This window comes from Vibrio sp. 1S139, from assembly GCF_041439475.1.
Taxonomy (GTDB): domain Bacteria; phylum Pseudomonadota; class Gammaproteobacteria; order Enterobacterales; family Vibrionaceae; genus Vibrio; species Vibrio crassostreae_C.
The window spans coordinates 1-21,167 of the sequence record NZ_JBGOOD010000072.1 but is presented as its reverse complement, the minus strand read 5'-3'; the positions used below and the strand labels follow the sequence as shown (position 1 = coordinate 21,167).

The 21,167-nt window shown below is 44.7% G+C and carries 11 protein-coding genes and 3 pseudogenes; 11 read left to right on the top strand and 3 right to left on the bottom strand.

Annotated features, from left to right (window positions below):
- Window positions 1-50: 50 nt before the first annotated feature.
- The 3 genes and pseudogenes from ACED46_RS18685 to ACED46_RS18675 all read left to right on the top strand — a co-directional run.
- Window positions 51-9,902, top strand: a pseudogene (locus ACED46_RS18685) (hypothetical protein); the annotation flags it as partial.
- 27 nt (window positions 9,903-9,929) lie between these two features.
- On the top strand, window positions 9,930-13,445 hold the full coding sequence (locus tag ACED46_RS18680) for a hypothetical protein (protein ID WP_371722141.1): 3,516 nt from the start codon (window positions 9,930-9,932) through the stop codon (window positions 13,443-13,445).
- 62 nt (window positions 13,446-13,507) lie between these two features.
- Window positions 13,508-14,458, top strand: a complete 951-nt coding sequence (locus tag ACED46_RS18675; protein WP_371722140.1) for an OmpA family protein — start codon at window positions 13,508-13,510, stop codon at window positions 14,456-14,458.
- A 106-nt stretch (window positions 14,459-14,564) separates the two neighbouring features.
- Here the strand turns inward: ACED46_RS18675 and ACED46_RS18670 are convergent, their stop codons facing one another.
- Window positions 14,565-14,984, bottom strand: coding sequence for a BLUF domain-containing protein (locus tag ACED46_RS18670; protein ID WP_017067227.1), 420 nt, complete (start codon window positions 14,982-14,984; stop codon window positions 14,565-14,567).
- A 205-nt stretch (window positions 14,985-15,189) separates the two neighbouring features.
- Window positions 15,190-15,381, bottom strand: a complete 192-nt coding sequence (locus tag ACED46_RS18665; RefSeq protein WP_371722139.1) for a hypothetical protein — start codon at window positions 15,379-15,381, stop codon at window positions 15,190-15,192.
- 527 nt (window positions 15,382-15,908) lie between these two features.
- Here ACED46_RS18665 and ACED46_RS18660 point away from each other — a divergent pair.
- The 6 genes and pseudogenes from ACED46_RS18660 (at window position 15,909) to ACED46_RS18635 (ending at window position 19,001) form a co-directional block, all read left to right on the top strand.
- A complete protein-coding gene (locus tag ACED46_RS18660) occupies window positions 15,909-16,334 on the top strand; it encodes a hypothetical protein (RefSeq protein ID WP_004734639.1) in 426 nt (141 codons plus the stop codon).
- A 218-nt stretch (window positions 16,335-16,552) separates the two neighbouring features.
- On the top strand, window positions 16,553-17,365 hold the full coding sequence (locus ACED46_RS18655) for a hypothetical protein (protein ID WP_017065382.1): 813 nt from the start codon (window positions 16,553-16,555) through the stop codon (window positions 17,363-17,365).
- A gap of 123 nt (window positions 17,366-17,488) precedes the next feature.
- Window positions 17,489-17,740 (top strand): TIGR03643 family protein, encoded by a 252-nt coding sequence (locus ACED46_RS18650; protein WP_371722138.1) that lies wholly within the window; start codon window positions 17,489-17,491, stop codon window positions 17,738-17,740.
- Between the two features lie 39 nt (window positions 17,741-17,779).
- A pseudogene (locus ACED46_RS18645) lies at window positions 17,780-17,878 on the top strand (DUF3465 domain-containing protein); the annotation flags it as partial.
- 50 nt (window positions 17,879-17,928) lie between these two features.
- The gene (locus tag ACED46_RS18640) at window positions 17,929-18,465 is read left to right on the top strand and encodes a GNAT family N-acetyltransferase (protein WP_371722137.1); all 537 of its coding nucleotides are present in this window, start codon (window positions 17,929-17,931) and stop codon (window positions 18,463-18,465) included.
- A gap of 2 nt (window positions 18,466-18,467) precedes the next feature.
- A complete protein-coding gene (locus ACED46_RS18635) occupies window positions 18,468-19,001 on the top strand; it encodes a GNAT family N-acetyltransferase (RefSeq protein ID WP_108194418.1) in 534 nt (177 codons plus the stop codon).
- An 87-nt stretch (window positions 19,002-19,088) separates the two neighbouring features.
- Here ACED46_RS18635 and ACED46_RS18630 read toward each other — a convergent pair whose 3' ends face one another.
- Entirely contained in the window at window positions 19,089-19,610 is a 522-nt protein-coding gene (locus ACED46_RS18630) for a type II secretion system protein (RefSeq protein ID WP_017065388.1), read from the bottom strand.
- A 204-nt stretch (window positions 19,611-19,814) separates the two neighbouring features.
- Between ACED46_RS18630 and ACED46_RS18625 the strand changes: the two genes are divergently transcribed.
- Together ACED46_RS18625 and ACED46_RS18620 are read left to right on the top strand one after the other, a co-directional pair.
- Entirely contained in the window at window positions 19,815-20,477 is a 663-nt protein-coding gene (locus ACED46_RS18625; protein ID WP_371722136.1) for a DNA alkylation repair protein, read from the top strand.
- Window positions 20,478-20,548: 71 nt separating this feature from the next.
- Window positions 20,549-21,112: pseudogene (locus ACED46_RS18620) on the top strand (nucleotidyltransferase domain-containing protein); the annotation flags it as partial.
- Window positions 21,113-21,167: the final 55 nt, after the last annotated feature.

Sequence of the window (21,167 nt, the reverse complement as noted above, 5' to 3'; positions counted from 1 at the left end):
TTATCTGCTAACTGCAGGATCGTTCAAGTCTTCTTAAACGATCGGCATTACTCAATATTGAAGGGGCTTTGCAACAAGCTTTTACTGATAACGTTAACTCAGTTAGCAAGGTTGAAGGCAGCAAAAGCGATCCAGGCACCTTCGCCGAATCAGGGGACTTATCAGTAAGTGGCGCGTCGATTGATATAGGCGGTTCTGTGACTTACGAAATTAAAGCGACCGTTGCCGACAATTTAGTCGGCGACATCGTTAATGACGGTATAATCGCTGAAACACGCGATGACTTGGTCACAGTTGATGAGGTTATCACTCCACCCACTGAGCCTAGTATCACCCTGACACATACCTTGAACCAATCGGATAACTACCTAGTCGACGATGAGTTTTCCTATACGGTCACGGTTGCTAACCAAGCAAACACTGGTATCGCGTACCATTATTCGGTTCAGCAGTTTCTTGCGGATCTTGAAACCGATCTAGGCAACGATGTCAGCAACGAAAAGAACGCAACTGACACGGTTGGTAACCCTTACGATTTTTGGACCAATGAAGTGACCTCGATCGGTTCTAATAGCCTTTCTGAACTCAATGCATCTGGAAAGGAGTCCAACAAGTCACTAGAAGACAAAGTGTCTATCTATCCCGGTGAGCAGATTGTTTATTCCGTTGTGGTGGACGTTAGCCCTGTGTCTATTGGTCAAATTCCCCAAGTTGCAGCCCGAGTGGTTGATGCTGATGGCCACGCAGATTCTGGCGATGCTTTGGCCAATATTCTCGATTCGAAAGACGTTCTGACGACGTCATCAAGTCAAATTACACGTAATAAGAACACCACAGATACGACTTATGTTCCGGGGATAGTCGGTGATAACGAAGTGGTCTATGACATTGTTATTTCTAACAAGGACACAGAGTTCTTCGCCAACGATATCGAAGTTGTCGATAAATTTGCTTGTATCGTGACAGAGCAAACGGATGGCTCTAATGCTTCAGCATTTTCCGAGTGGAAGCTTGAAGTCGCTGATAGAAGTGGTGAAGGATCGAATTATGGTTCATTTAATTACAATACTTGGACAACAAACGACATCAATTTGAAAGTCGACCTCGCACCTGAGGGCTTCGTTCATTATAAGCTGACCGCAAAAGTGGCAGACACCAGTGTGGGGCAGATTGTTGATGATGGTACCGATGCCGGCTTGTGCTTAGGGGATAACTTAGGCGAGTCGGGTTCTGGCGTCCAAATGCCAAACTCGAAATTAAAGGTCCAAAAGGAAGTGGATTCTCGTTACTACTCAGCTGGCGGTACCCTGAACTACGACATCACGGTAGAGAATAACGGTGACGGCTATGCGATTGATATACCGGTTTATGATGATTTAGTCTCTGTCATGACTCAGTCTATTAATGATACACCGACTAAAGCGTATTTGAGCTGGATTATTACTGCGAAATCTTATGCCTCTGACGGCTCAATTTCGACAAACAGTGATCCCGGCTTTACTGATGACATAGAAGGTAATCAGAAGAATCAAAAGATCTTAGATGTGAAGGCAAAGCTAGCTCCACACGATAAGATCGTTTATAGCATTGCCGCGATCGTAAACCCCATTGCCGATGATGAAATCCGTAATGAAGTGACGGTTGACAGCGTACTTTATTCCGATAGAGGCTCATACCCACGAGATTACTACTTAGTATTGGATAAGCGTGTTGATGGTCATGACGAACAAAACGCGTATACCGACACCACCAATACTGTCACTTATACGATCAGCATTACCAACCCAGCAGGGAACGGTTTCGCCTCTAACATCAATGTTAAAGATGAAATCAGTACCATAGAAGCAGAGTTACTTCACGAGCCGGGTGAAACCAAGCCCGTGTTCTCTTCGTGGACGATCAGTGCAGAAAGAGAGGCAGACTCCCCGTGGGTGAAAGCCGTGACTGACCCTGGATCGTTCTCGGATAACAATGATCTGGATGCCACCGCTCAGATCCCGCCAGGTGCGACGATTACTTATACCATTGTTGGGACACTCGATCGCAGTGTCGACAGTGAGATTCTTTGGGGAGCATTCACCAATACCGCAACAGTGACGGGACCAGATACTAATCTATCGGATACGGTACGTACCTATCCTAGCGAGCCGAATCTTGTAGTCGCTAAGACCGCTCAAAATACCGACTTTGTTGTAGGTGAGCGCGCTACGTTCGATATTTATATCTATAACCGCGGTGTTGGCTATGCAAATGACGCAACGGTACAAGATAGTATTTCAGCGCTTAACTTCTTTAATAGTTGGACAATTGTAGGTTCGACCAACACAGATAAACCGGGTTCTCGTTACGGTGACATTGCTAACGACACTGACATCGATACCGACGTTGATATCACTCCCGGAGGGTGGGTTCACTATGAGGTGAGCGGCATTGTTAAGTCTGACTATGAAGAAGAACAAGTATCGAACCGTGTTGATGTTTACGATCCTATTACAGACCGTGACCACAGCTCTTCCGCTCAAATAGATAACTCACACAGTACCTATGACATCAATGTTTCATTAGCCAAAACGACCGATGTTGTCCGCTACACGCCGGGTGAAGATCTCACCTACACCATCGTTATTGGCAATAACAGCGACACTGATGAGACCGATCTTATCTTCATGGATCGCCTGAGTGAGATCACTACTACGCTAGCGAATGATAAAGATGGTGAAGTAGAAGATGTTCTTAATCAAAACCCGTTTGACTATTGGTCTGTTGATACTGGCTCTGGTTTCGGCCCTCAAACGACTGAAGATGTGGAGTTCCCAGTTTCAATTCCGGCCAAAGACTTTGTCACGGTGCGTATTAAGGCGCATGTCAAAGACAATGCGGTATCTAACGGTGTAGCGGACAGAGACGGCGGCATAATCCGCAACGAAGCCGTGCTGATTCATGATGATAATGCCGGTTGTACTGACGATTGTGAGTATGCCAAACGTGCCGTGGCTGAAAACCATCAGGTACATAATAACGGCGGCGTTGTTCGCACTACTAACATTAACCGCTACTCTCCGGGAGATGAGTTGACTTATACCATTAGGTACAACTCTCAAGATGGACATGGTTATCGAAACAACGTAGACGTTAACGAACTGATTAATGACATATCAGTGGAGCTACAAGATGGCAATTCAGGTAATCCATTTTTCGATGATTCGGTAGGTTCAAACAAGTTTACGGTGGCGGTTGCTAAGAGCGATCCTGCGAACGCGGGTACAACAGATGGTACCAAAGACGGTGATGTTGCGAACGACACTGACATCGTAACCTCGATTGATATCGATGCTGGCGAAGACGTGACTTACACAGTAACAGGTACCGTAAGACCGGATGCGGTCGGTGATATTCATTATCGAGATACCGTCGTGATTCCCGATGGCTACCATTTAGATTTTGATAAAACGACTGATGAAGCGGTGTACGAGCCCGCTCAAACCGTGACCTATCACTTAGTGATTGAGAATGACGGCAAAGGTAACGCTCACGATATTCCAATCGTCGATAACCTCGAAGATATTACGGTCAGCTTAGTGGATGGTAATACAGGACCAGCGTATTCAGATTGGACCATCACATCGATCGCAACTGGAACTGATTCTGAGTATGTGGATGCGGGCGCAGGTGCTGGCAATGTTTACACATCAACCAACAGTAACCTAAATGTTGAAGCCGATATTCCGATGGGCGCTAAGCTTGAGTACCAAGTTGTCGCGACCATCAATGACAAAGCCAATGGCGATGTTGTTAACGTTTTAACCGTTGATGGCGACACGATATCTCATAATATTTCGCAAACTGGTCGCCAAATTGATTACGAAAAAAACATTCTGGCTTACTACGACACGGATGGTAATGAGTTGGTTGGTGCTACCAATTACATGCCTGGCGGCTACATCGAGTATGAAATCCTAATTGAGAACATCGCATCGGCGCACGTTGATGACATCAGTTTACGTGATGATATCGACCAGATAACGACTCAATACTACGATGGAACTCGCGGTTCGGCGTTTGATAGTTGGACGATTGAAACTTTCGCTGATGGATCGGGGATTTCAGATCCTGATGTAGATAACTCGATTAAAGACAATCAACCGATTGATACGCACTTTGATATATCGGCAGACAACTTTGGCGGTGTAGTATTGTCATCGTTTGTGCGTTACGTCATCAAGGCCAAAATCAGTCCGAAAGCAGTAGGTTCTTTCACTAACCGAGCGTACATCGATGAAGATGACGGAAATGAACTAATTGCCGTATCTCCACCTGCAAAGATGGCTGAGCCTGAAATTTCGTTCTCTAAGAAAGCATTTTATGACGCAGGCCTCTCCTCGGCAAAGACTGAGTATTCTCAAGTCGCTGGTGAAAGTGAGGTTTACTACCGAGTTCAAATTAAGAACACGGGTAATGGTATTGAGTATGGTTCTCGCCTTGAAGATACTATTTCTGCAATTCAGACTCGCATTGCAGAAGATGCCTCGACGTCTGGCACTGACCCTGTCGGCCAGCCATTTTTATCTGGTTGGGAAGTGCAGCTAGAAAAAACGGCAGCGGTAGGTTCGATTACAGACGCGGTTGACTTCGTTTCTGGTAATAACGTCAATATTGATAACGACATTGTTATCGCGCCTCAAGAAAGCCTAACGTTCACCATCCATGCTGAGATTCGTGAGGATGCGTTGGGCGATATTCAAAACAAAGCGAATTATGACGGTAAGGTTCGTACTGCGACTCTAATGCCACTAGGAAATAATATCAGTGTTGAAAAACGCGTGGTGTCGATTAACGGCAACCCGTTCAATGATGGGGATACCTATCTGCCGGGTGACGAAGTTGAGTATGAATTTGTGGTCACTAACACTGAAAACGGTTGGGCGAATGATATTCAAATCAAAGACACGGTAAAGGATATCCAAGTTGAGGTTATTGGCGGAACAATGGAGTCTGCCTTTGTTTCGGGCGATATCATTCACGAAATCAGTAATGGTATTGATGCCAACGTCGATACCTATGTTCCTAGCTATAACCCAAACAATAACCTGAATATTGAAACCGATATTGCCGCAGGTGAAATACTGACGTTTAACTTAACGGGTGTTATCCGTGATGACGCTTTGGGAACTATCGAAGCCAACCGAGTGACGGCAGAAAATGAGTCTGCGACGTCAGAAACTATCCCACCTCAAGAAGCTGAGCTCGACTATTTCAAAACCTTGGTTTACACCGATGGTGAATCGGCTGGTTGTTCAGTTCCTTCAAACGATGGCAGTAGCTGTACCTACGCACCTCGCGGGGATGTTGAGTATCAAGTTACGCTAGAGAATACGGGTGATAGCATCGCGAATGACGTGAGTGTTATCGATGCTATTCATACCATCAAAACCGAAGATGGTGATGATGCGTTCTCTGAATGGACCACCGCGATTGCTGTGGAACCTGTTGGTTCTTATGACGTACGAGGTAACTACAACGGCAGTGTACCATTGAATGCAACTGTCGACCTTCGCCCAGGTGAGCACATTGTATTTGACGTGAAAGGCAGAGTTTCTACGTCAGCGACAGGCACTATTACCAACACGGCGCAAGTGAACGGTGATAACACCAACGACATCGTACTTGATCCGGGTCGCTCGAATATCCTAATTGATAAATGGACGGATACGCCTGAGTACGTGCCGGGAGGAACAGTGAATTACTACATCGACATCACCAATGACGATGTGGATTCTGGCCTGTTTTCTATTCGAGACATCATCAGCGGCTTTGAAGTCGAGACTGTCGATGGCTCAATGAAAACGGCACTGACAGAATGGACGGTTGATTACGATGTGCTTTATAACTCGGCGCCGTCAGACCCTGACGCTAATGACTTCTCTGAGCTTGATAAGCTAGTTGGTCAAAACAGTCCAGACATCGATTTACCTGTTGAATCGATCAAGATTGCTGGGCGAGACGATGCCGGGACGGGTGGTGGTGATAAGTACACAGCTGTCCGTATTCACGTTCAAGGCAAGGTTCGTGATGATGCGATTGGGCGCTTTACCAATACGGCTTATCTACGACATGGTTTGGACGATTCGAAGATCGCTCGCTTACGAGAAGGCTTTATCACTCCGAAGTCGGGTCAATTGGTTCTAACCAAAGAAACGACGCCAATTGCAGAACCTGATGCTAAGTATCAACCGGGTCAACCTATCTCATACAAGATCACCGTGGCTAACACAGGTGAAGGTTACCTTGTCGATCAAGTCCTGACGGATCGCATCGATACCATCATGACAGAGGTGGCTAACAGCCCAGATCAAGAGCAAGCGTTGACAGGTAATTGGATCATTAGCGACGAACAGCTTGATGGCAGTGGCGATCCAGCCCTGAACGCTCGCAAAGATGTGGTTAATAACGCACAGGGTTATAGTGCGACTTACAGCATTCACCCGGGTGACAGTTATTCATTTGTCGTGACCAACACTGTTAATGATAAGGCCAAAGGCGAGATCACTAACGTCGTTAAAGTTGATAGCGACGACGGTGAGCACTCTGCAGACGCGACCTACATTCCAGAAGATGCGCAAGTTGAGATCACTAAAGATGTCGATAAAGCAGAGTACCTTCCGGGAGAAACACTTCAGTACACCGTGACTGTTAAGAATAACGGCTTAGGTTGGGCTGAAGATGTTGCTATTGAAGATGCGCTGAAGTCGGTTGAAACCACGATTGCAGGTGGTACGACTGAACAAGCTTTTGACCCTGCTTCAATCCAAATATCGGCGGTATCGACAACCGGTGAAACCCCAGTACCGGATGCAACCCGTGGTGAAGACCTTCATGAGACGCTCGATATTGCGCCTCAAGACAGTATTGTTTTCACTATTCAAGTTGCGACTAATCCGTTGGCGACAGGCGATATTACTAACATCGCATCAGCGACCTTTGACGGCACAACATTTGATGACAGTGCTACCAGTACACCAGTGTTGGCGACGGTTTCGGTCAAGAAGACGGTTGATACGCCATCGTATGAAGTAACCAAGCTGATTAACTACGACATCACCGTAACCAACAGTTCTGATGCGTTTGCATCTGGTGTTCAACTTCAAGACATCATCAGTGACATTTAAGTCGACACGACCGCGGATAAACAAGAGTCGGCATTCCTACTATGGGAAGTGAGCTTTGACGCCTCGGATGATCGCTCTGTTGTCACTCCCAAGACGTTCGACTTGAGTGAAGATATCGATGTGAGTATGGATGTGGCGCCACAAAGTACCGTGACATTCCATGTTAAGGCGTTGATTCGTACGACGGCGATTGGCGATATCAGTAACACGGCAACCATCACTTATAACGGAACACCACAAGACTCAACGGTAGTCATGACACCGAAAGACTCTGAGTTTGTTGCGACGAAAACTAACGTACAAACCGAGTATGAGCCGGGTGGTGAGCTGGAATTCTTGATTACCATTGAAAACACCTCTAACAACTACATCAGCGATTTAAGTGTTGTCGATGACATGAGCACGATAGAGGTGGGCTATTACGATGGTACCACTGGGCCTGCTTTTGTTGCTGGAACCACTTCTTTGGTTGTTGAGTCAACCACGGTAGGAACGACGACGGAGCAAATTAGCCCGATTGAGTACAGTGTGGATATTGCACCGCACGGCACAGTTGTGTTCCGCTCAAAAGGCACCGTAGTCGATACCGCGACCGGACACATCATTAATACTGCGCAAGTAGATGGCGGCGATGTTATCAGTCCTCCAGTTCAAACAGTTGTGGCTGTGGTTCAAGCTGAGCTGTTTACCGATGCCCCGTATTACGTGCCGGGAGAGCAGGTTGAGTATCACTTAGTGGTGCAAAACATAGGCCGAGGTATAGCCAAAGATGTCGCGCTTTACACCCAGTTCTCTGAATCCATGGGTGATCATATTGATGGTAATTTTAGTAATGCGTTTGATGAATGGACACTAACGGCAACATCAGAAGGGGCTGAAACTCAACCTGGCACCTTTGATGACGACAAAGACCTGTTCACCTTGGTCGACATATCGCCGGGCGGCAAGATTGATTACACGTTCACATTGACGGTCAACGAAGACATGCTGACTAATATCGATGTGCTTGGATACTACCTCGACTTAACTGGTAGCCCAGCGATGCGCGCTCGTTCTAAAGGCATGTTGGCCTCTGAAACCTCGATGCAGGCAGTGGCAGATCAAGTATCTGCTTTGGATTTGCCGCCAGTGGGTGCTGATCTGGTTGTTGAAAAACGTTCTGATAAGCCTGAATACACCGAAGATGACGACAGTGTCACTTATTACTTAGCCGTGACCAACAACGGTCAAGGTAACGCGGCTAATGTTCGTCTAACCGATGAGATCAGTGGACTACAAAACAGCACAGGTAATAAAGTCTTTATCGATTGGACAATTGAAGGTGTGGAAGTCGACGACTCAGGCGCGGTTATTCAGCGTCATTCTTTCCCGTCGAATAAAGACTTAGACACTACCGTTAACCTGAAATCCAACAAACGAAATGCTTACGCGTTTGAGGTCGTGGGTACGCTAGGTAAGGGCTTGGATGACGACATTACCAATACCTTTACGGCGACCGAATCTGACGGTACCGAAACCAGCGACAGTGTAACTACTCATATCAAGAAGATTCCTGATAATTCTGGAGAGTTGGAGCTGACCAAGTCTGCGTTGCAAGATACCGCGCAAGTGGGTGATGCGGTTGAGTACGAGATCATCGTTGAGAACAACAATGAATCTTACTTTAAGAACGTGACTGTGGAAGACCGTTACCCAGGTGGTCTGAAATACATCGTGGATACATCAGAAGTTGTGCTAAGCGGCATTGATGGTGAGTTCGGTACGGAAGACGATCAGGTTATCTCTCAAGATCCATCAGATACGGGCAAGTTAATGTTCACATCGTTGAACTTTGATCCGGGCGAGAAGCTGCGTATTCGTTACTTATTGCGTGTCTCGGTAGGTGCCACTTTTGGTGATTACATCAACACCGCAGTAGCGAAGGTTGATGGCTCGGCTGTTTCTAATGAAGACACCGCCAAAGTGACCATTGAGCCGGACAAGGTGTTCGATACCTCATCGATCATCGGTAAAGTTTTTGAAGATCATAACAAAGATGGATTCCAAGCTGATGCAACCGCGTTTGATGTTGAGCTAACTGCGAACTTAGCAACACAAGGCTACATCGCTGATTCGACGCACATCATTCGTGATGGTCAAGACGTTGCTATTCAAGATGGTGCGATAACCACTGCACTTGAACAAGGTTTGGAGCTTGGTGACCTTTGGGGACACTCAGTAAATCGAACACTGCCAGAAACCAGCAAAGTGGTGATTCAATTTAAAACTCGCACACAGCAAAGCTTTGATTTCTACGTCACAACCGATGCGGGCTCTCGTATCGAGTTCGACGCACAAGGTCAGATTCAGTTTAAGCATGAATCGGACAAGAAAAAGGGACTGAGCGCGGAAAACCTCAACGTAACCAGAAACCTGTATCGCGATGGTGAGGATTACCTGTGGGAAATCGTTATCGAGAACAAAGGTATTTACGAAGATGGTATTCCGGGCGTTAAGTTGATGACGGTTGAGGGAATCGTTATTTACACAGACCAGTACGGTCGTTACCACGTGCCCGACCAATGGGTACTCAATAAGAAAGGTAAGAACTTCCTCGTGAAGTTGGACACTGATTCGCTCTCCACCTCCATGGAAGTGGTGAGCGAAAACCCAAAAGTGTTGCGAATTACCCCGAACAAGCTCACCAAGTTCAACTTTAGCGTTCATCGCAAAGACCAACAAAGTGAACAGAAGTAAGCCATTGGAACCGTAACTGGAAATTGTATGAAAGTATTTAGTAAGTCTCGTTTAGCGACGTGTGTGTTAACGGCCATTCCTGTGATGGCGGTAGCGAAAGACACAGGTAAGCTTGAAAAACTCGGTTCTGAGACGACTGGCATTGAAATCACCAAGCCGAACCAAGACCAAGACAGCTCGCGTATTTACTTAGAGCAAGGCGCTATTTGGGCAAGCCGTGACATCACTCGCTTTGACCCAGTATTAGATGTCAGTGTCAGCGATGAATTAGAAGTCGAACAAGGCACACTGCGTGACAGCGTCGGTTTCACCATTACCACCAACTACGGTTACTACATCAAAAAGTACCAGTTGGAAGTGTACCTAGTGGGTGACTTTGGTTTGTCTGAGCCAATCGCTGTGCTTGAAGGCGATAAACTGGCGAACGACTCTGACATCAATTGGGATGGTCAAACTGATGTTGATTATCAGTTTGAGGTCGGTGAGCAGCTGATGTCCCGCCTAAAAGCGTGGGACAAAGATGGCAACATGGATGTGACCACCGTTGGTGTGACTGACTTAGTTAAGCCGGACTCTGAAGTCGATATCGACCGAAACGATAACGACGATGAAGAGAGCAAAGGTAAAAGTTACGGACAGGCAAAGCTGATGCGTCACAACATCCCGACCAATGCGGGCTTAGCCAAGTTCATTGGCACCGGTTTGAAAGGCGTTGATAAAGTCATCATCGGTGAAGATGAATTTGATGTCGAAGATGGCAACTTATACGCAGAGCAGTACTTACCAACAGACTCCTACATTTTCCCTACCAAGGTTGTGTTTGATAACGGTGATGAACGTCGTTACAAGCTGTACGTTCGTATTCCAGATACGTACTACGCACAAACCGGTTTGGCTGATCTTTATGTTGGTAAGAATAATGTGTCTGGTAATAGCGATGCATTAAGTGTCGATGACCAGTATCAAAATGACATCTATAACCAAGGTCGTTTAGCGTACTTTGGTCAGGGTAAATTTGGCGACAAACTTCGTGTAACAACTCACTTTGATACGCGAGAAAGTGAAATCAAAGACATGTTCAAACATCCGTTCGCCTCAGACGATTCGGATGTGTTCGATATCCTCGAAGACGACGATGAGCTTTATTACGGTAACTATGGTGACAGCTCAAACATCGAAAAAGTGGTCAACACCAAGGGCAAGGTTTACCTCAATGTGGAATACGATAAGTCTCAATACTTGTGGGGTAACTACAACACGGGTTTAACAGGCACTGAGAACAACGATTACAACCGTAGCCTCTATGGTTTCAAAGCTGATTATCGCACTCGCGATACTACACAATACGGTGAAGATCGTCTGAACATGGTCGGTTTTACCGCAGAAGCAGATTCGTTGTATGCACACGATGAGTTCTTGGGTACAGGCGGCTCTCTGTACTTCCTTCGTCATGGTGAAGCGGTACCGGGAAGTGACAAAGTTTACGTCAAAGTAAAAGATGAATCTGGCCTAGTGCAGAATGAAATCCCACTTGAGCCGGGCGTCGACTATGACTTTGACCCGTACCAAGGTCGAATTATTTTGACCAAGCCACTCGACAATATCCTATCCGACAGCTTTGGCAGCGTGATTGAAAACGGAGACGACTACGAAAACTTTCTGGTTGTCGACTATGAGTACGTCCCACAAGGTTCAGATTCATTAGATGCGATGTCTTACGGTGGTCGTGCTAAAGGTTGGATCAACGATTACGTTGGTGTTGGCGTGACGTATGCAACTCAAGAAAAGGACAACCAAGACTACGAGTCTTACGGTACGGACTTAACGTTGCGTGCAACAGAAGGTACCTACATTAAGGCTGAGTTTGCACACAGTGAAGGTACTCAAACTGAGTCGAATTTTGTCTCTGTTGATGGCGGCTTAACCTTTACGCCAATTGGCGACACATTGGAAGACCGCGAGGGCGACAGTGTCCAAATCACAGCTGTCACCAGCCTTTATGATCTTGCTCCAACCATTTTTGGTGCTGTTGGTAATGACCTGAAACTTTGGTATCGAGACAAAGACGCGGGATACAGCTACGCAAGCAGCAGCGATGATTTAGAGCAAGAGGCATACGGTGCTGAACTTCGTTTGCAAGCTACCGATCGCTTGGCGGTTCTCTCTCGCTTCTCGACCAATGAAGAGCGCGATGTCGATGGTAATCTAGAAACAGATACTGAAACGATTGAGATCGAGACTCAAGTCAAAATCACCGAGCACATCAAAGTTTCGGCGGCAGGGCAACAAACTGAAGAGCTTAACCAAAACGACGAGCACAGCGATGCGACCTTAGCGGGCGTGCGTTTGGAATACATGTGGGACAGCGAGAACAGCGTTTACGTTAAAGGGCAAAAGACCGTCGATCAGTCGGATGACTATGATGAAAACGACAGCGCGTCGATTGGCGCTGAATTCCAAGTGTTGGAAGACTTGTCTCTTGGTGGCGAATACACCGATGGCGACCGAGGCCAAATAGCAGAAGCGACTGTGACTTACGATGTATCCGATGACCACTCAACCTACGTAACTTATGTAGATGATAACTACGAAGGCCAAAACAACGTGATTGTTGGTCAGCGTGCAGACCTCACCAGCAGTGTCGATTTTTACCAAGAGAACCAGTTTGTTGATGAAAATGATGGTCATGGCCGTATCGACTCGTACGGCTTTGGCTACGATGTGACGGAAGATGTCGAGATGGGGATCGGTTATCAGCTTGGGGAAATTGAAGATGACCAGAGCATCACCACAGAGCGTGAGTCCATCAGCTTCAATGCTTCAATTGACCTAGATGACATCACCCTAAGCCACAAATTTGAATATCGAGTGGATAAGAGTGAAGACGACCCTGACATCGCTCAGCGAGAACTGCAACAAATCGTGACGACCAACCGTTACACGCATCACTTAACGGAAGAGTACACGCTATTTGGTAAGTACAACTACTCCATCACCGAAAGCGAAACCACGGGCGAAACCATGGCGCAATTTACCGAAGCCACTGGCGGCCTCGCGTATCGTCCGATCTACAACGATCGACTCAACTTACTGAGCCGCTACACGTATATTGCAGATTTCGATCAACTGGATCGCGATGTGGATTATCAAGACGAAACCAGTCAGATCATTGAAGTTGAGGCGATCTATTCGATTGACCAACACTGGGATGTCGGTACTAAGTACGCCCATAAAGACAAACAGCAAGCTTTTGAACGAGCATCTGGTTCGAATGAGCTGGTTAAAAGCGATATCGACCTATACGGATTAAGCGCTTCTTACCGTGTGATGAAAGAGTGGGATGTGACGGGTGAATACCACTGGAAAACAGACACACTCAACGATGAGCTAGAACACGGTGCGTTAGTTTCGGTGAACAAGCACATCGGCGAGAACTTCAAAATGGGGATTGGTTATAACTTCTCTGCGTTTGATAGTGACTTAACCAATGATGACGACTACGACGCATCCGGCGTGTTTATTAACTTAGTCGGTAAGATCTAAGCATTCCCCAAAGTGGGTTGAAAGTTAAGAGTTGAGAATTCAAAGTGACAGTTAAGAGTAAGATGAAAACAATTATTTTCCTAATAAGCGCAGTGATGAGTACTTTGCTGCTTTCCGGCTGTGCAACCGACACCTATGTGAGTCAGGAGAACCGAGACAAGTTTGCTGGCATCGATGTGTCTAAGTTTTTAATCAGCGAGTGTTTGGCGCCAGAGCGTGAGGTGCACATCGCCATCGCAGAGCATTTTGCGTTTGATAAATATCAATTACGCGACCTCGACAAGATCAACTTAGATACCTTTGTTAAAGAGATCAGAGGCTTAAAAGGGCGCATCACGATTGTCGGCCATACTGATTTCAAGGGTTCTCTCGAATATAATGAGCGCCTTTCACAGCGCCGTGCTAAATCGGTCGCAGATTATTTGAAAGGGCAACTAGACCCAACGCAATATGACTGGGAAGTGAAACATCTTGGTGAGACTCAACCTCTTCTGTTTGGTAAGACAGATAAAGACCGAGCGGAGAACCGCCGTGCATTTATCGTGTTTGAAGAAGCTCAGAAGTACGAAGAGATGCCTTTCTGTGAGCCGCCAAAACCAGAACGTAAAGTTTATATGGCAATGACGCCGCACTTCGATTTCGATAAGTCAGTACTCAAGCAAGAAGACCTAACTCAGTTAGATGACTTCACAACTAAGTTGAGCGGCCTGCAAGGTAGCATAATGGTGGCAGGGCACACCGACCAAGCGGGTTCACTTTCTTACAATGAAAAGCTGGCAGAGCGCCGCGCAGAAACGGTGGTTGAATACCTCAAAACCAAACTCGACCCTAAGCAGTTCATCTGGGAAGTGAAGTCATTTGGTAAGTTGCAGCCTGCGATTAATGAACGCTCTGAAAAAGCCGATGCATTAAACCGCCGCGCGTTCATTGTGTTCAAAGAATCTGATATTACCGCCGAACAGCAAGCTCTTGCTGGCAGTGAACAAGAAGCGGTGAGCAGCGAGAGCGATTAGAGTTCACCGAAGAATAACGAATAGTTGCCTTTACAATAAAACGCAAAAAGCCCCATACGTTGGGGCTTTTTGTTGCTTGCTCTACGGATTAAGTTGGGTCGAAGAGCTATTCTGATGGCAAATTCTGTTTCAATTCCAGAAGCATTCGGTAGGCACTTTCTCCTGACATCTCATACGGGTTGAACTGGTCTGATGTTGAAAACTGTAAATTAACCAGTTCAGTTAGGCTAGATTGTGGAATATCACCCATAGACCAATCACCAAACTGCCTACAATCGATTTCTTTGAAATATAAAATCATGACGTTTTTGTGTCGCGTGTCATTCAAGATATGATTGTAAGTATGGTTCACTGCGGTTCTCGAACCTTCAATACATTGCAGGAAATACTTATCATTGTGGCTTAGAAGGCCTGTTAAATGGCTTTGCTTATTGCGGTCGTGTGAAATCTGAAGAATGTCGTTCAAAGCCTGAGAATCGCAACTTTCACAGAGCGTACTGACATAAATTAACCGAGTTAGGAACATAGGCATCATTTCGAATTTTTTTTCAAAGGGTATTAATAAATATAAGCCAAGATCATGGAATTGCGAGTTATTGATTTAATTGTCACTCGGTGGCTTTTGGAAGAGAGAGGATGGGGATGAAGTAGAAAAGGGCAGGTCGCAAGATACGCTAAAATGACTCGAATGTTGGCCATTCAATTATTTTAGCGACCTGCTTGTGAGCTCGTTAGTTGTTTAGAATTGAAATCGATTCAACGTTTGAAGACGCATCAAAACGAACATTGACCAACACACTCTCTCGTTCGAAAGTCACATCATCAAAGTCAGTCGTTGCGATCTTAAATCCATTTCTTGCGAATAAACTCGTCACCGTTGTTCGTTGTTTCTGTTCCATACCGCATGTCAGTAGTTCGTTCATCGTGATCTTCATTAGGTAACCGTGTGCATAGTGTAAGCGTACAGACTCTACATTATGAGATCAATTGCTTAATCGATAAGCTATATTGATATGTTCAATTGAGTGATTCAGGTATTTAAAAGCCGGATGGATAGTGGGCAAGGGAGTTATGCGACCTATGACAAGTGGAGCGTTATGTGACCGTGGTTCAGCATTCCTAGAGCGTGAGATTCATTACAAAAATCTCTTTGAAATAAGTAGTTACAAAGCAAGGTGAACCATGCCCGCCGTTTAGTCTGTTTGGTCGGTTATTGGAACCATTATCGGCCTATATCTAACTTAACTAAAGTACACAGATTTATGATGAGTAGATTCCTTAATAAGCCTTCTTCATATTGAAATTTCACATGCAAGATGGTGTTGTTATAAGTGTTATTAATTGCATAAGCTTGATTTTAATATTAGTTTGATTTATAAAATAAGCACTCGTTCATTAACTTCATGATTATATTAGTTTTTACTAACCTTTAATAACATGGAGAAAGGCGATGAAAAAGAATCAAACACGCAACAGGTTAGCGAATTTAGTGCGACTTCGTAGGTCATACAAAGCATCAGATTTTCTGGTGAGCTCTAACGAACTCCGAGTTAAGAAAGATGTGTACAGCTTACGTAAAATCAAACAGTTAGAAATTCGCCAATTGGGTCTTAAAGAAAACGCAATCAATATTGTTTCGTTGGCTTTAGTTCTCTCGGCTGCGACTTGGGCATTTGTTCCTCAGTTCGGTTTACCGATGCTTGCACTGACCTTTATCTTGGCGTTTGTTACATGGCGAAGATATGAGTTGCGTGCAGAGTTTAAAGGAGCCGATGAAACTGGCGACCACTGGGTTTCCGTGGCGCGCGGTTGTACTCGAGAAGAGTTCAAAGTGTTGAAAAACGTTGAATTGGCTTTGCGCGATCAGGTGTCTTAATGGTTAGATCGGTTAAGGCTTGGGTCTTATAACCGTTAAGCACCCATAATCAATAAAGCTCGTCATTGCATGGCGAGCTTTTTGTTTTCTGAAAAACACAGATAGTGCAGGTTACTTTGAGAGGCCAATGCTTATATGTGTAATGGGGGTTGATATGAATCTTAAGTCACGGCGTTTTTGATGCTCTTTGTGGTTTTGAATATAGGGAGAGGGTGGAAATGAATACACGAGTCAGTGAGAGTTCTTTTAAAAGGCTCATCCAGTTAGTTGGTTGTGTTTTGATTATAGTGTTGAGCAATAGTCGACTCTCCAATGCTCAAAGCATCGAGTTTCCTACTTGTGTACAGAGCGAGGTTTTGAATACAGAAATCCACCTTTATGTTGATGAATCGGTGTTAGATGAATATTCCAAAGCATTTATAGCCTCTAAAATAGCGACATGGGAAAGCTATTCGAATCTGGTGTTAAAAAACTCCTGCGTCCCTATGACGAGAAAAGTCACTAAGGTGACTTATACGTCTGAAATCGACAGCCTTTGGTTTCAAGATTTGGGCGCAGCAGAGAGGTTATTAAAACTCTCGATGGAAGAACCGATTCCAGAAACAACAGAAGACGGCGTCCCCATTTTTACTGGGATAGTATTTTCTAATTATAATTTTAGCTTTGAGTCTGATTATTGTGGTATGTCTTCTTCGGTATCCTACTTTTTTTCTTTAGCGATAAACTGCCCTGATTACTTAATGGAGCATGAAATTGGCCATTTAAGTGGTGCTAATCATGACTATAAAACGTTATTGAAAGATTTTGATAGTATAGAAAGTTACATTTCTGGAACGTATCCAAGAGCTCCTCAATATTCCTTCGGTACAATTTGTGCTGACAGAGGCACAGTGATGTCTTATGAGCGAGATGTTATACCTGCATATTCCAGCCCGGACATCAGAGTAGATGGCACAAAGTGCGGGGATAGCAAATACCACAATAATGCGAGAGTGCTTAGAGAGTTCGCACAAGCTTATTTAACCCCATGATTGCCTAGTTGGTAGCCTGTTGTTTTATCGAACGTTATAACGCGTTCAATTCAAAGTGTTTGTCCTGTGATCTTTAAATTTGGAACGAGCGTATTTCTCCCAGTTTATTAAGGAAGAGTATGTATGATGTTATCCAAAGAGAATGAATCAAGAATTATTGAAATGGCGTGGGAAGACAGAACGCCGTTTGAAGCAATAGAACAGCAATTTGGTTTAAATGAATCGGAAGTGATTCGTTTTATGCGTAGCCATCTCAAGCTTGGCAGTTTTAAGCTGTGGTGTTCACGTGTTTCTGGGCGCTCGACCAAGCATGTAAAACTACGCAGTTCGGACGTTTCGAGAGGTTATTGTCCGACTCAATACAAGTACCGCTAGATAGGGACTTATTTAGTCAGCCCAAATGACATTTGATTGTGGAACAAGAAAGGTGGCGCAATGCACTGGACGCACAAAGACCCTCGTAATCATCACACTCATGGTTGGTTGAAGCATAACGGGAAAGTATACGAGTAAACACCTCCGAGACTTTTCCCTTCAAGGCTATAAGATAAAAAGGAATTTTGATGTTTAAGCTGGAAACTGACAGGTTGATTCTTCGAGATATGAGTATCGAAGACGAGTGTGCCTTTGTTGCGATCTCTCAAGACGCAAAGTATCAGCGTTTCTATGATGAAAGTGATTGCGAACCTAACAAATATCGAGAGCTAACTCAGTTGTTTGTTGCACAGGCTTTGGAAGTACCACGCCAGTCCTATCAGCTAGCGGTTGAAAGCAAAGATTCGGGGAAGTTTATTGGAACCGTTTGTTTACGTCTTGAACGCGATAAACAAGCTTCAATGGGCTGTGCTTTATCGAGGGAAACTCAGGGAAAAGGGCTTTCTATAGAAGCATCTGAAGCCCTCGCTGATTTTGGTTTCTCAGAGTTAGGCATACACCGTATCTACGCCGAAACCATCAGCAAGAACTTGGCAGTCATCAAATTGTGTAAGTCACTGGGAATGAAACAAGAAGCGTGTTTTAAAGATCATCGATTCTTCAAAGGTCAATGGTGGGATACAGTTGTGTTGGCGGTTCTACGTTCTGATTGGAAAAAGGCTTAGTGATGGAAAGTGAAAGGCTCAAATTAACCCCTCCATCATTAAAATACTGCGAAGAGATGTTTGAGGTGATAAATGAGTGCAAGGCCGAATTTTCCCCATTCTTACCTTGGGTTTCTGATTCTCTAACTAAAGAGCAGCTAGAACTTAACATTCAAGATGCTACCAATAATTTCGCCAACTTTACTGGCGAGTTCTGGTTCAATATTATTGACAAGCAAACAGGGGTATTTATCGGGGCTATTGGCTTTATGATCAGAGACGATACTGTCCCTTACTTTGAAATCGGTTACTGGTTGCAAACATCAAAAACGGGCTTGGGTTACGTGAATGAAGCTGTCCGAATTATCGAAGAATATGCATTCACTCAAAAAGGTGCGAAAAGAGTCGAAATTAGGATGGCAGGCTCGAATCTTAAAAGTCAGGCCGTGGCCAAACGATGTGGCTATCAACTTGAAGATCGCTTAGCCAATGATCGACGTTTGCCATCAGGAGATATGGACAGCACGCTCGTTTACGCCAAAATAAGCCAGTCTTAAATGTGTGCTGTTGATTCTTAATGTGTGGCACTTTTATTGAGAGAAACCGTAAATTCCCAAGTACTCTGAAAGACCAACATTTAGCGCTTAGTTATCTGGCTCATCGTCTACAGTGACGTCACCATTCATTGAGTTGTAGTCAATGGAAATTCCCGGTACGACTCGATAATGATAGATACACTGATCCGTCTGTATATATTCAGCAATGTAGTCGGTTTCTTCTGGTGAATTGAAACTTGAAATACTAGGTGGATCGAGGAGCAGTGCGCCCCATACCGAAATGCAGTCTTCAGCGTTATCTAATCTTGGGGACTCTTCGGGTAAGTGCCATTGTTGGGCCGGGTATCCCCATTCATTGAAGTCAAGCTGGCCGGTCGCGGAGTCATCATAGATAGGGACATTCGTGGAAGCACCACCACCGTTTGAGGTTAAATTTTTTGAATAGGCAAGATCGACCCCTGTTTTAAAAGAAGCACCAGTACCTTTAACGACTGCAATATGAGAATCGGTACTTACGTTGAGGAACCTTGGAGCGGCAGTGACGGCGAGTATTCCAAGGATCACAATAACGACAACAAGCTCAATAAGTGTAAAACCGTTCTTTTTCATTTAGCACCTCTTTTTAAGGTCGCTAGTATGCATTATAAGTTACTATTACCAAAGGGAATGTCCTTGTTTTAGTGGTAATTTAAATGCTCAATAATGAATGTTGTGATTAAGGTAACTTATATTTTATAAATCCCATGCGTATGGTTTAAGTACTGTGTATCTCACTTTGATATTAATTTTAGTTCTATGAAGGTTTTGCAATTAATGAATATCGTTGAAACGGTAAAGCTTCATCTTTCAGACGTTGGTTATCCAGAGGCTAGTGTTAAAACAGGGCAGGTTCGATCTATATCGGCGCTCGTTTTTAAAACCATCAAAAATAAAGATATCTCTAATGTTTTGTCCCTGTTTACTCAATTGCTTGAAGAAAGGGATTGGGCGTTAGGTGTTATTGCTTACGACTGGGCATTTAGAGTAAGAAAACAATATTCGAAAGAAACGTTTCCAATCTTTGAGCATTGGTTAATGGAGTATGTCACTGACTGGAATGATTGTGATGACTTCTGCACTCATGCGTTTGGTGAGTTACTGTCTCAATACAATGAGTTGTTCGAACTCACAACCAAATGGGGCGAACATTCGAATTTTGCTGTACGTAGAGCCGCTGCTGTCATATTAATTTATCCGATCAATCAGAATCGATACTCAGCGTTGGCTCCGCTTTGTGTAGCAGACCTATTGATAGAAGATGGACATGACCTCGTGCAGAAAGGATATGGTTGGATGCTTAAAGTCCTCAGTAAAAAGGAACCTCAACAGGTTATTGGTTATTTAAACGCTAAGCATGCCGCAATACCAAGAGTTGCTTTTCGCTACGCGATTGAAAAATTGGACGATAAAACTAAGCGAGAGTTAATGTTACTTTAACCACTGGCACTCCTCAAATCATTATCAGAATCCGGTGTGATTAATTATAACGATTAAAATAGGAACCCAAGGTGCAAGAGCAAACGAGAGGACTCGATCGAGAAGGGTTCATTCAAAATCTTTATTCGCCAAAGAACATTGCGCCTGAATTTCAAGAAGTGGTGTCAGCAGTCGTTGATTCGCTGCTAAGAGAGCTTCCAGGTCAAGTTGATGGTATCTACTTGTATGGAAGCGTGCCTGGAGGAACGGCCATTGTTGGTCGCTCTGATTTGGATGTTTCTATCGTACTCGCTACGCCTGTTGGTCAGAGAGAAAAGGAAGTATTTAACCTACTTTCCGGCACCATACCCCAAACCTATCCGCAAGTGACCAAGCTTGATATCGATCCTGGCTTCCTGCGGGATGTTCTGCAACCCAACGAAGAATTCCATTGGCAGTTTTGGCTCAAGCATTGTTGCTGTTGTATTTGGGGGAATGATTTATCTATAAAGTTTCCACGATATAAGCCCAGTAATGAAATAGCGCAAGCTCTTAATGGCGATTTATCAACTTTTCTTAAGCAAATGCCCTCGAGTTTCAAAACAATGACTGATGCAGATGTCGTTAAGGTAATTGGCAAAAAGTTAGTGCGATCGGAGCTATGCTGATTTCTGGTGTATGGAAGAGAAAGTAAGTTGCGGTGTAATCTGT

Excerpts from the sequence above, each read along its gene's own strand:
- ACED46_RS18680 (WP_371722141.1), top strand. The coding sequence starts at position 9,930 with ATGAAAGTATTTAGTAAGTCTCGTTTAGCGACGTGTGTGTTAACGGCC.
- ACED46_RS18675 (WP_371722140.1), top strand. The coding sequence starts at position 13,508 with ATGAAAACAATTATTTTCCTAATAAGCGCAGTGATGAGTACTTTGCTG.
- ACED46_RS18670 (WP_017067227.1), bottom strand. The coding sequence starts at position 14,984 with ATGTTCCTAACTCGGTTAATTTATGTCAGTACGCTCTGTGAAAGTTGC.
- ACED46_RS18665 (WP_371722139.1), bottom strand. The coding sequence starts at position 15,381 with ATGAACGAACTACTGACATGCGGTATGGAACAGAAACAACGAACAACG.
- ACED46_RS18660 (WP_004734639.1), top strand. The coding sequence starts at position 15,909 with ATGAAAAAGAATCAAACACGCAACAGGTTAGCGAATTTAGTGCGACTT.
- ACED46_RS18655 (WP_017065382.1), top strand. The coding sequence starts at position 16,553 with ATGAATACACGAGTCAGTGAGAGTTCTTTTAAAAGGCTCATCCAGTTA.
- ACED46_RS18650 (WP_371722138.1), top strand. The coding sequence starts at position 17,489 with ATGATGTTATCCAAAGAGAATGAATCAAGAATTATTGAAATGGCGTGG.
- ACED46_RS18640 (WP_371722137.1), top strand. The coding sequence starts at position 17,929 with ATGTTTAAGCTGGAAACTGACAGGTTGATTCTTCGAGATATGAGTATC.
- ACED46_RS18635 (WP_108194418.1), top strand. The coding sequence starts at position 18,468 with ATGGAAAGTGAAAGGCTCAAATTAACCCCTCCATCATTAAAATACTGC.
- ACED46_RS18630 (WP_017065388.1), bottom strand. The coding sequence starts at position 19,610 with ATGAAAAAGAACGGTTTTACACTTATTGAGCTTGTTGTCGTTATTGTG.
- ACED46_RS18625 (WP_371722136.1), top strand. The coding sequence starts at position 19,815 with ATGAATATCGTTGAAACGGTAAAGCTTCATCTTTCAGACGTTGGTTAT.